The sequence below is a fragment of the Paenibacillus sp. 01T422 genome (assembly GCF_056398785.1).
Genome location: NZ_JBFTQB010000440.1, coordinates 1 through 12,281 on the forward strand (window position 1 = coordinate 1; position 12,281 = coordinate 12,281).

Genomic DNA, 12,281 nt, shown 5'->3' on the forward strand with positions numbered 1-12,281 from the left:
GGGTAAGATGTCGCCGGATTTCATGACGACGCCTTATATGGATACGATGAAATTACTGCAACAGATGTTCAAGGACAAATTGTTTAACAGTGACTTCCCAGTAGTCAAGGACCGAACTGTTTTGGTGAACCAAGGCAAAGCAGGCGTATATATTGGGGCCTATGATGATTTGAACTCCCGTTTCACCGATCTGCTCAAAGCGAATCCCAATGCTAAATTGGATACCGTTGCTAGTTTGAGCGGCCCAGGCGGTATGAAAGTGCAAGGGGGTACCGGCTACAACAGCGTATATATGATCCCGAAAACTAGTGTAAAAACCGAAGCAGAACTTAAACAAGTTCTTACCTATATTGATAAGCTCGGTGACGAGAAGGTACAGAACCTAATGACGTGGGGGATTGAAGGCAAGCACTATAAGGTGGAGAATGGCCAAGCGGTTCGGATTGATGAGAAAGTATTCACCGATGATGTCTATAATAATCTGTTCCAATTAATGGTGTTTGATGGCAGTAAAGCACTTCCGGGCAAGCTGGACCCGAGCGTCGATAAGTATAACAAGCTGATTCAGAACAACGAGAAATTAGCTGTTCCGAACCCGGCCTTGCCGCTTCTGTCCAAAACCTATATGGAAAAAGGAAAACAGCTGGATCAGGTCATTACGGACGCCAGAACGAAATTCATCTTGGGTGAACTGGACGAAAAGGGCTTTCAACAAGCCGTTGTTAACTGGCAGAAGCTAGGTGGAGACCAAGTCATGTCCGAGTACAAAACCGAGTATGAAAAAACAATGAAAAATTAAAGAGTGCGATGGTACCAACTTCATGCGATAATGTACGCAGTCGAATCTTTGAATTGGCATAAAGAAAGTGAGATTGTCATGAAGCTGAATTTACCCCGTTATCAAGTGAAACTGTTCGCATTATGTCTACTGCTTGGCGCCATACCTGTTATGGCGCTGGGCATTTTTTCGTATATGAAATCATCGAGCATCATTGAAAGCAAAGTGCTGAAAGGCAATGAGCAGCTTCTTCAGCAAACGCAAATCCAAATCGAAAACACGCTAAAAATTATCGATATCTCCATCTTTCAACTTGGGAATTCACAGGTGGTTACGGATATTTTGCCTGTAAAGATAAAGGCTAACGATTTCCCGCTGGTTGACAGATTGCTGGAAACGATGCAGCGCGTTCAAATTTATGAGCTGGGCATTCTCGACATTCGGCTAATTAATATCGATCAACAGTGGGTGATCAGTGATAAGGGTTACACCAAGCTGGAAGAATCGGAGGACCTTCAGCTGTTTCGGTCGTCTTCTCCACTGGACAGGCAGTTCAAATGGATCACACAAACGGTGGAAGGAAAAGCAGGTAAGCCTCCACAAACGAATGTATTTTTGTTCAAACAATTTCCGAACCTCTCGACGAAACCTAGTGCTTTTCTGGTGACTCAGATGTCGAATCAGGAGCTGTTCAAAGTGCTTCCGAAAAGCAGCGATCTGGGGTCGTTGATCATTGTAGACGACAAGGGCAATATTATCGTTACCGATATGGCGTCTTCCTTGGATACAGCCGTTCGAAATACGCCGCTGTTGAAGGAGATGGCCGAAGCTTCAGACCCTACTGGCTACCGCATTCAACAAATGGGTAAGGAAGAATACGGTTTCACCTACCGCAAATCGTCCTATAACGGATGGACGTACCTATCTGTCGTTTCGCTAGACAGTCTTACAAGGGAATCGAAATCGATCGGTTGGGCTACGATATGGGCCTGTTTCGTCATCATTGCTTTGAGTTCCATACTCTCGCTGAAAGGGGCAAATAAGCTGTATTTGCCTGTCCGAAGCCTATATCAGAGGACCGCACAACAGGGTGAAGTTGCTGATTCTCAAGCTCCGAGGGATGAGTTCAAGGTCATCGAAAGCCGAATGGATAGAATGTCGCAAAATTATATGAATATGACAAACTATGTACAAAGTTTAAGGAACCAATTGAAACCATTTATGATTTATAAATTGGTGCAGGGGGAACTGTCGACCAAAGAGATTGAAGAGCAGATCGAGCTTTTCGGTTATACCCCTGAATTCCGATGGCTCGCTGTCGTGGTGATTCTAATTGATACACTTGAGCCTACCCGTTACCAAGAAAGCGACCGTGACCTGCTATTGTTTGCAGTCAGCAATATTGTCGAGGAGCTAGTGCCGATCAAGTACCGTATAAATCCGGTAGTCATTGAGCAGTCGCAGGTAACCATCATCCGTGGTAATCACGATTCACCAGAGGCATTTAAGGAATTTCTATATGAAACGATCAAGCAGGTTCAGGCCAGTGTGCTAACATTTCTGGACCTTCACGTCATCGCAGGAATCAGCCGCCCTTTTCAGATGTATATTGATACTCCCAAGGCATATGAAGAGGGGCTTGATGCGCTTAAGTATCGGATTACGAAAGATACTGAGACGATCCTTTTTATCGAAAATGAAGAGCCGGAGAAGCAAATGGTGTTTTTCCCCGATCATTTGGAGAAGCAGCTAGTGGAAGCCGTGAAGTTCACGGATGAGAAGCGGGCTAATTTGCTATTAAAGGAGTTTCTACAAATCTTGTCTAATCGGGAGCTGACACACAACCAGATGTATAATTGGCTGATGAAGCTTCTGCTGGATTTGCTGTACATCCCGGAGCGGCAGGATCGGGCTCTTTTCTCACTCGATACCGATGCGATTCCATTGTATGAACAATTGAAACGATTCAACACAATTCAGGAGATCGAGCATTGGTTCATGGTGCAAATTATTGAGCCGATTATACATACGGAGGATCAGAACAAGGAAGCGCCGCACCACAAAATATCGAATGAGGTCATCCGGATTATTCAAAGTGAATATGACCGTGAATTAACGCTGGAGGAATGCGCCTCGCGACTTAATTATCATTCCAGCTACATCAGACGCGCGTTGAAAAAAAGCTTGAATATTAATTTTACCGACTATTTGCTATCATACCGGATAATACCAAGGTATACAGGGCATATGTTAGAAAAAGCGTTCACTCCATGGGGTGAGCGCTTTTTTTTTTTTGCAGTAAAACCAACAAATTTCGCGTAATTTTGATAATATAAGACAATAGGATGGAAGATCAGTCCGACTTGGGGGCTCGCGTTTATGAGTTACAATTTGTATCTATCCGTATTGCTAATGGCAGCTACGTGCAGTTCATTGGTAATCGTATATATTTGTTGGCAAAGGCGAGAGTTTCCGATTGCCATCAGCTATGGTTTAGGCATGTTAACGGGTGTCTTTTACACTTTCGGGTATGCTTTCGAAATCGTGAGCACGAGCTTAGAGCAGATTAAGTTTTGGCTGCGCATTGAGTATATCGGCATCCCATTTGGGACGATTATGTGGTTTGTGCTTGTTCTGCAGTATACGGGAAGGCAGAAGCTCATTAACAAATGGTTCCTTTCCCTGCTCTTGATTGTTCCGATGATCACTTTCGTTTCTCATAATACGAATGAGTGGCATCACCTCTTTTATAAGAGCATGAGCTTGGATTACACCGAAGGCTACCCACTTGTTATTTTGGAAAAAGGCCCCCTCTACAAACTTCATGTTTTTTATTCCTACTCATTTCTTGTCGTAGGCATGGTGTTGCTGTTCCACAAGTTGATCAAATCAACACCGCGCATGCGCAAACAAGTCAGCTTTATGATCATCGGGTCATGGGGGATTTTCGGCTTTACATTGGTTTATTTGAGCGGTATTTTGAACATCCCTATTGATATATCCCCGTTTGGCTTTATTTTCTCGGGAGTCTTCTACTTATGGGGAATCTATCAATTCAATATGCTGCGGTTAGCGCCGTTGGCACTTCAGAAGGTGTTTGGCTCGATGCAGGATGCCGTTATGGTCTTCGATCTGGACGACACGCTAACCAGCTTCAACCAATCGGCCAAACGTGTTATTTCAGGTATTCATCACGATTGGATTGGGCGGTCTGCTAGTCAGGTCTTCGCTAACTATCCCAAACTGCTAGAGTCCATGACGAAAGGTCCTTCGTTGAATGGCAGCATACAGCTCTCTGGCCAATCTGACGTGCAATATTATCAAATTTATCTGTCTGATATTCACGATAATCGTCAGAGGCCCGCGGGGAGAATGCTGCTGCTGAGCAATGTCACAGAGAGGGTCCGATCAGAGGAACAACTCCGCGATAACGCTAGACAGCTTAGCGAACTGAACTCATTTAAGGATAAGATGTTTAACGTCGTTGCTCACGATATTCGAGATCCATTAGCGGTACTTATTAATTTGGTGGAAATCATGGAAGATGATTTTGCAGATGGCGAAGGCGAACACGAGGAAATTGTGCGGGAAATGAGTCAACAAATTCAGAGCACTTTTATATTGGTAGAAAGCTTGCTAGATTGGTTTCGAAGTCAAAGGGGGGGAATGACGTTCAATCCCATCGAAAGAGATTTGGCCCAAATGGTACAAGCCAATATACGTCATCTACAGGTTCGAAGCGAGAATAAACAGATTCAGATTAGGTCGGACATTCCGAAGGATTCGTTTGTTTATGCGGATAAAGAAATGCTCGATCTCATCATTCGGAATCTGCTTTCCAATGCGATTAAATTTACCGATTCGGGAGGCCATATCCATGTACATGCAGTGACTGACAACGATCAAATGATCGTTTCAGTGAGCGATACTGGAGCAGGGATGACATCGGATCAGGTCGTAATGTTACAGCAGGCATCTCCGATGTCCTCATTGGGTACAGCGGGTGAACGAGGCGTAGGCTTGGGACTTACATTGTGCAAGGAATTTGTCCAGTTAAATGGCGGAGATCTATGGTTTGAGAGTTCGCTTGGGCAAGGCAGTACGTTCTATTTCTCCGTCCCAACCCAGCCTCGATTTTCAGCTAGACTAGCAGGTAGTATGGGAGAGAGCGCGCGATGAAAGTTATCCTTGTAGACGATGAGAAAGCCATGCATTTCATTATGAAGCGAATGCTCGCCAAGATGGCAGGAATTGAGGTTGTGGGTAGTTTTGTAGATACAGCGTCAGCCTATTCCTATGTAGTCAAACATGAAGTGGATTTAATGTTTGTCGATATCAGCATGCCCAGAGAGAACGGGCTAGAGTTTGCTGAACGCTTACGAGAGAGTGGGCGGGCAACGAAGATCGTTTTTATTACCTCGCACAAAGAATACGCTTTGTTCGCATTCGATGTGTATGCTTTTGATTATATCGTGAAGCCCGTTGTGCAGGAGCGATTGTTGCGAACTGTGGAGCGTGCTCGTGCCGACCAGGTTCCGGAACAGGAGAATCATCCAGCAACAGAACCGCTGATCGATCCGTTGACCAATCGGGAATTGGATATTGTATTAGCGATCGTAGAAGGGATGTCCAATAAGGAAATTGCCGATCGGTTCGGATTAACCGAAGGCACGGTTAAGGGGCATATTAATCGTATATACGGGAAGCTTGGTATAAAACGACGTGTCCAAACGGTTGCTCGCATGAAAGAGTTGAGACTACTGCCCTTATAGGGCCAAGTACATAGAAGTAAACAACCCATACATGACAAATGTATGGGTTTTTCGACATTTTTTTATGAACTATAACTTTAGTTACATCTCACATATAGGCCCAAAAGTATATAATTGCCAATGGAAATAGACAAATGACAGGAAAGTGGAGGAAATAAATGATTAACCTAATTAAGAAGCAATTTTCCAAGTTCAACTTGGTCTTAGTCGCGACTCTGTTTGTAATTCTCTTAAGTGGATGTATTATTCAAACCGGCTCAGTTGTTTTTAACTTCCTCGTTGGAGATACGCTAGCGGGATCAGAGCAAGTATATGTAAGATATTCAGATGGAACGATAGCAACAGGACCAACGAATCAAGCCAATCAAACTTCAATAACCGTATCAACTAACAGTGCCAAAACAATCGTAGGTGGCTATGTGAGCGATGGGAATGTAAGTTGGGTTCCCAATTATTCATACACTAACCTTGTAAATTTGAGCCAAATTTCAGCACTAAAGCCAACTCATGCTGTAGATCATGTCACTCAAGTATCAGTGACGGATAGCAGCCATCCGGGTTATGTGGATGTGACGTTTGCTGTTTATGGAACCAACGATGAACTTGTAGATGGCCGAACGGAAGTATTCGCCCATTCTGCGGATGCAAACACAACGTTTTACAATACAGATTTTAATGATATAAGTAATGGACCTCACACGCGGAGTGATAGTGTTAAGGAAGGTTACTCTTCGTATACGGTCAACGGTCTTGTGACATTTGTTATTCAGTCTGACATAAGTAGTATTTCATCAAAACCGCTCGCATTGTATTCGGGATGGAATTTAATCTATGACTCGTCAGAAAGAGTATATGCAGGAACTAACGTAGCAGTTAATGATAATGATGACGGTGTATCGAGTGCAATACCAGTGGGATTTAATTTTAACTTTTTCGGAAACAGTTATAATCAAGCCTACTCAAGTACAAATGGCTTTATGATGTTTCATGAACCAACAGATGGATGCTGCTATGATGGTGAAGTTCTTCCATTGGGATCGAGTCCAGATAGCGATTTACCTAATAATTTTATCGCACCTTTTTATGATGATTTGTATATGTCGAGTAGTAAAGTGTTGTACAAAACGCTAGGAACCGCTCCTAATCGAAAGTTTGTCATGCAATGGACGAATATGAATTTTTGCTGTAATGAATCCAGTCCCTTTGGTACTTTTCAAGCCATCCTGTATGAATCTACGCAAGAAATACAAATGCAATACCGATCGCTTGTGGGGTCAGATAAATCATATGGTGAGTATGCTTTGATAGGTCTGCAAGACGGTATTAATTACAGTGCCTATTCGGAACAGCAAAAGAAAATTAAGAATAAACATGCAATTCGTTTCACTCCAACAAATGGGAATACTTCGTATACAATAACTTCTAGTAGCGATGTAAATTCTAGTGTCAGTTACGATCCGATTTATCTAATCAATAATTTGGTTACTCCGTCTACCGATAGCAGATTAGGTTCGCTGRATTTAAGCGGCATAACGCTTGATCAACCAGTAAGTGCGGATACGTACGATTACACGGCMACTGTGCTGAACAATGTTGCGGTCACTACAGTTACGTATGCAACTGATAGCCAWGCAACAGCGGATTTACAGCTCAATGGGGCTTCTGTTAGTAATCCGATTCMKYTAAATGTTGGYTCTAATGWGATAAGCATCGTTGTTACTGCGGAAGATGGAACGACTAAAAAGACCTAYACRACYAMKGTTTTACGAGYTGGTTCAAATAATGCTGSTTTAAGYTCGCTGAATTTAAGCGGYATAACGCTTGATCAACCAGTAAGTKCGGATACGTACGMYTACACGGCAGCTGTTCCGAGCAACGTTTCGGTGACTACAGTTACGTATGCAACTACGGATAGCCATGCAACGGTAGCGTTACAACTCAATGGGAATCTAGTCAACGATCCAATTAGTCTCAATTTGGGGTCTAATACGATTGCCCTTATCGTGACTGCCCAGGATGGAACGAAGCAAACTTATACGGTCACTCTCAGAAGTATGGTTACTGGTATTGAAGTGTCTATCACTAGTGACAACATGTACGTAGGGGACTCTTTACAACTTCATGCCAATATAACTCCTGATTACGCTACGGACAAAACTTTCAACTGGTCTGTAAGCGCTGCTACAGGGAAAGCAACGATTAATACTGACGGTCTACTTGTCGCAACTCAAGCAGGTACTGTTACCGTTCAGGCAACTGCACATGATGGATCTGGCATTGTTGGGACCAAGGTAATTACTATTTATACTGCTCATGATGAGCATTCATCTACACCTCCATCCTCATCTCCATCTTCACCTGCATCTCAACCTGAATCTCCACCAAAGACATCAACAGAAAAGCCGGACTCTGGTCTTACTCCTGCTTTAGATGAAAGATATTGGTAACAATTGGGCGAAAAGCGAGATCGAGAAACTTGCTGGAGCAGGGATCATCGGAGGATACGAAGACGGTACATTCAAGCCGGATAACACGATCACTCGTGAGGAGATGGTTATCCTGCTGTCTCGGATTGTAAACCTCAACAATGTACCAAAGGATATTTCCAAAGGGAATTTCGAAGACGTGAAGGATTCTTATGCAGCAAATGAGATCAAGGCTGGAGCACAAGCCGGCATCATTAGCGGTAAAGCAGCTGGAAAGTTTGATGCGAAGAGCACTTCCACACGCGCGGAAGCTTTGCAGATCATCCTGAATGCGTTGAAGCTAAACCCGGAATTGAAGAAGCTGTTGGATTCACTTAACTAAGGATGTTGAAGCCATAGTCGTAATACAAAAAGGTCATCTTCAGAGATGACCTTTTTTGGTATTTATTTTGGGATAAGCGAAGCTTACCCCTATTTAAGTTTAGGGCTGCCTCGGGTCACCCCGTGGTGCCATGGGACGCTTCGTTGCACTTTGTGCAACATAGAGCGGTATACTGCTTGCAATTCCAGCCCTCGTTGCACAAAGTACAATCATTTTGGCGTTGTTACACGAAACCAGCCGTTTGTAGCCCATAATGTTGTACTAAGTACAATATAGGGGAGTGCGGAGGGCTAAATGCGGTCATAATGCTGCACAAAGTACAACATAGAGATTGCAATAGCGTTATAAGCAAGACGATGCCTGTGTACTTCTAAGTCTACGGAATTCCTTGGGCGTGGTGCTGCGTTGCTTTTTAAAGGATTGGATAAAGTGATTTACATGATTGAAACCAACTGTCCGGGCAATTTCGGTTATCGTATATTCCGTCGATTCTAATAGCTCACAGCTCTTTTTAATGCGGTACTTGATCAAATAGTCGTAAGGGGTAATATGGATGCTTTTTTTAAAGCTACGAGTGCACTCCGATACACTCAAATGGGCTACATCAGCAATTTCCTTTAACGTTATATTATTTGTATAGTTCTGATGAATAAAGCTAAGCATCAGCTGCAATCTTTCTTGTTGTAGTCTGCTATGCTTAGAGGCCTCTTCTGCAGATAACGAAATGTTGGATATTAGAATTAACCATAACTTGACCGTTTGGATGGAAATCTCGTACTGCCATCCCCAGCTCTTTTTCAATTCAAACTCCTTCTGCATCTCGCCAAGGATATGAAGGATTTGATTTTCCCATTCGGTATCTCCTTTAATTTCTAGTGATAATAAATAAGAGTTGGTATAAGGAAGTACATAATTTTTTTCCATGGCACTATCTGAATAAAAGGCGAGCAGCTTCTCCGGAAAATTGAAGCTCACATATTCTCCGTCATGCGTAAGATGGGTCACAATGTGAAGAACACCTTTGTTGATGAAAATAGCCTGCCCCGCACTTAAATCATAATCAATCCCATTGATTTGAATTGTTAGTTTTCCTTTGGTCACCAAAGTCATTTGTAATTCTTCGTGCCAATGCAAGTCGTTAATTCCTCTGCCTATAGGAACAGATCCATGATTCGTATGAGTGTACATGATGTAGGGGAAGGCCTCGTCAGGATACTGAATGGCTTCATATAATTGTTTTTTCAAAGGGGGTCTCCTTTTAGACGATATATCAATATAAATTAGGGATATAATTGCACAAAATATACATTGGTGATGTTATTATTATATCCAGCCTAGGCTTACCATTACAATCCTGTGCACAGGATTTGTTGAACAGCTTGGAGGAATTATGGATAGATTAATGAAATCTGCTTTGCTTTCACATCCGTTTATTTTGTTAGTCATCAGTATCTTATCTGTCTCTATCTCATCTGTCATGATCAAATTCTCGGATACGCCTACGTCCGTGGCTGGAATGTACAGATTGTTTATTTCTGTCATTCTTATGCTCGCTTTTGTCCCTTGGAGGAGCATTCGCTCTTTACGGATGAATAGCAAAGATTGGGGTATCGTGCTTTTAGCCGGTCTTTTTCTAGGGTTGCATTTTCTCTGTTGGATGGAATCACTGGTCTATACCTCTGTAGCTAGCTCGATGGTCATCTTGTCGTTGCAGCCACTGTTTGTCATGATCGGCTCTTATTTATTATTCAAAGAACAAGTCAATCGGCTAACCGCCGGTTGTTTGATCGTGGCACTTATGGGTTCAATCTTTATCGCTTGGGGAGATATAGGGATTTCGAGAGCAGCTCTGATCGGAGACGGCTTATCGCTAGCAGGGACGCTATTTGTTTCAGTCTATTTGCTGGCGGGGCAGAAAATAAGCAGTAAAGTCGATGCGAATGTATACAGCATTATTGTCTTTTTTATAGGCGGTACCGTCATGCTCCTCTACAATATAATGAATAACATTTCCTAACTGGCTACGACTCGTCCGAGTGGACTTATTTCTTGTTGCTTGCGATTATCCCGACGATATTCGGACAATATATCTTTAATCTATTGTTGAAGTCAGTGGGGGCAACGACTGTCTCAGTGGGCATTATCGGAGAGCCGATTCTTGCCATTATTCTCGCCTATCTATTATTAGGGGAGGCCATTACCTTATTTCAATTTTTAGGCGGCATGCTGACTTTATTCGGAATGGGAATGTATTTCTGGTCCAAATCCATGGTCGGGGGGAGGAAAGTTGGCAACCGCTAATTCAACCCGATATTGTAATAGAAAAAATGAGTCGAAACAAAGCGCCACCCGGAAGCCGGGGGGCGCTTTGTATTGTTGATGCTATTAGCAAAGCTTGCAGTCTAACTGCTCAACTTCGGGCAGCCGGTACAGTACTCTTTGACACTGGAGACCTCATAGTAGAAGCAGCAAGTTTTGCGCATCCGCATAGGCGAAGTAGAAAGTGATGTGACGGTCGGCTTGTGATGAAAACGGCTTAGCGGGTTTTGTTTTTCCCCGAACACAGCACCGGGAGCCTGATGAACCAGATACTGAAAGTCTGCTCGGGACTGCTCTTGCTGCTCACCCGTTAATCCGATTCGTTTCTCGTATAAGGAGAACACACGAACCGCAACATTTTCCCATAATATTGATTTTGGCACGTTGGCCATCTTGGACATAATTGCTATTAATTTCCCTATATTCCCGGCAAAAAGAGCTGAGATAAGTGCATTGCGCCAAATCTCCCGTTTGCCAGCTTCCGGCATTATCGCATAAATATCGGCAAGACTGACATGCTCCAGCCAAGGGTGACCCAGTGAGGATTCAAGAGAGCAATTATCGGCAGATAGATCCAGTCCTTTGTTGTACACGGTCATAGTTTAACACTATCATGCGGCCCATCGTGCATAATCCTTTTATTGTTAAAATAGCTGTAGCGTTGGAGGGTAGGATCCCGAATGCTTATACGCTGTCGGAGACATGGAGGTATACTTTTTGAAAATACGGAAGAAATAAGAATGATCATAATAACCTAAATAATTAGAGATCTCGGTTACCGAAAGGTCGGAATTCGTCAACAAATTGCAAGCTTCTTTCATGCGCAATAGATGAATGTACTGAATAGGAGAGACGCCCATAACTTCGCGAAACATGGATATTGTATAGTTGGACGAGCGGTGTATGAGGGCGGCAAGTTGATCGATTTGGATCGGCTGTCTGTAGTGAGCGACCATGTATTTCTGCAGTTCATTCGCAAGCTTCAGCTTGACAGGAGTGACTTCCACAAGTTCAAATTCACGTGCGGCCATTCCGACTAGTTCCTGTAAAATCMCGTTGACAAAATAGCGATTGAATTTGCCGTCGCCGACGACTTCGAGATAAAGCTTTTCGAATCGTTGCTTGAAATATTCGAAGTTACGGAGTTTACATTTGTTGAACTGACCTTTTCCGAAAATAGGAATTTCTTCCGCATCCTCTTCGCCGTGATTGAACAAAACGGTGATTTTTTGATGTTCACCTTCATAATTCTCACCCGTTCGCAACGTGTTAATCGGTATGAACAGCAATTCTCCTCTTTCCCCAATTACAGTACGATCGTTGATGGTGTATTTGATTTTACCGTCGATCACTAGTACGAGTACATTATGATTTAACAACATCAGATTCGTACGCCAGTTCGGAATGCGGTTGTCAAAGTGAACGGAAAGAAGGGATAACATATGTACGAAAGTTCCTTTCAGGTAGTATATCTAGACATTAGCAGTATACATGGAAATATTCAATAATCCTTTAATTAATAAGCTTTTCAATATAAAAATGGAAGAGAATTGTACACATAATCAGTATTATGTGCATGGACTATCCTCTTGTGTGTTTAGTAC

11 protein-coding genes are annotated in these 12,281 nt (G+C 43.0%); 8 read left to right on the forward strand and 3 right to left on the reverse strand.

The window, feature by feature from the left end:
* From AC1DUA_RS22420 to AC1DUA_RS22445, 6 genes are all read left to right on the forward strand, one after another.
* Positions 1-799: type 2 periplasmic-binding domain-containing protein (locus tag AC1DUA_RS22420; RefSeq protein WP_477501885.1), on the forward strand; the 799-nt coding region annotated here is incomplete at its 5' end.
* A gap of 78 nt (positions 800-877) precedes the next feature.
* Positions 878-3,100, forward strand: a complete 2,223-nt coding sequence (locus tag AC1DUA_RS22425; protein ID WP_477501886.1) for a hypothetical protein — start codon at positions 878-880, stop codon at positions 3,098-3,100.
* 57 nt (positions 3,101-3,157) lie between these two features.
* On the forward strand, positions 3,158-4,957 hold the full coding sequence (locus AC1DUA_RS22430) for a sensor histidine kinase (RefSeq protein ID WP_477501887.1): 1,800 nt from the start codon (positions 3,158-3,160) through the stop codon (positions 4,955-4,957).
* Positions 4,954-5,550: a response regulator gene (locus AC1DUA_RS22435; RefSeq protein ID WP_477501888.1), complete on the forward strand. Its 597-nt coding sequence runs from the start codon at positions 4,954-4,956 to the stop codon at positions 5,548-5,550. The genes AC1DUA_RS22430 and AC1DUA_RS22435 overlap by 4 nt, the downstream gene beginning before the upstream one ends.
* Before the next feature lie 158 nt (positions 5,551-5,708).
* The gene (locus tag AC1DUA_RS22440) at positions 5,709-7,997 is read left to right on the forward strand and encodes a cadherin-like beta sandwich domain-containing protein (RefSeq protein WP_477501889.1); all 2,289 of its coding nucleotides are present in this window, start codon (positions 5,709-5,711) and stop codon (positions 7,995-7,997) included.
* Entirely contained in the window at positions 7,981-8,358 is a 378-nt protein-coding gene (locus AC1DUA_RS22445) for an S-layer homology domain-containing protein (RefSeq protein WP_477501890.1), read from the forward strand. The genes AC1DUA_RS22440 and AC1DUA_RS22445 overlap by 17 nt, the downstream gene beginning before the upstream one ends.
* Before the next feature lie 342 nt (positions 8,359-8,700).
* Here the strand turns inward: AC1DUA_RS22445 and AC1DUA_RS22450 are convergent, their stop codons facing one another.
* Positions 8,701-9,603: an AraC family transcriptional regulator gene (locus AC1DUA_RS22450; RefSeq protein WP_477501891.1), complete on the reverse strand. Its 903-nt coding sequence runs from the start codon at positions 9,601-9,603 to the stop codon at positions 8,701-8,703.
* Between the two features lie 145 nt (positions 9,604-9,748).
* Between AC1DUA_RS22450 and AC1DUA_RS22455 the strand changes: the two genes are divergently transcribed.
* Both AC1DUA_RS22455 and AC1DUA_RS22460 read left to right on the forward strand, forming a co-directional pair.
* The gene (locus tag AC1DUA_RS22455; RefSeq protein ID WP_477501892.1) at positions 9,749-10,375 is read left to right on the forward strand and encodes a DMT family transporter; all 627 of its coding nucleotides are present in this window, start codon (positions 9,749-9,751) and stop codon (positions 10,373-10,375) included.
* 32 nt (positions 10,376-10,407) lie between these two features.
* The gene (locus AC1DUA_RS22460; RefSeq protein ID WP_477501893.1) at positions 10,408-10,659 is read left to right on the forward strand and encodes an EamA family transporter; all 252 of its coding nucleotides are present in this window, start codon (positions 10,408-10,410) and stop codon (positions 10,657-10,659) included.
* A 101-nt stretch (positions 10,660-10,760) separates the two neighbouring features.
* Here AC1DUA_RS22460 and AC1DUA_RS22465 read toward each other — a convergent pair whose 3' ends face one another.
* Both AC1DUA_RS22465 and AC1DUA_RS22470 read right to left on the reverse strand, forming a co-directional pair.
* Positions 10,761-11,276, reverse strand: coding sequence for an IucA/IucC family C-terminal-domain containing protein (locus AC1DUA_RS22465; RefSeq protein WP_477501894.1), 516 nt, complete (start codon positions 11,274-11,276; stop codon positions 10,761-10,763).
* A 45-nt stretch (positions 11,277-11,321) separates the two neighbouring features.
* Entirely contained in the window at positions 11,322-12,119 is a 798-nt protein-coding gene (locus tag AC1DUA_RS22470; protein WP_477501895.1) for a helix-turn-helix domain-containing protein, read from the reverse strand.
* Between the last annotated feature and the right edge of the window lie 162 nt (positions 12,120-12,281).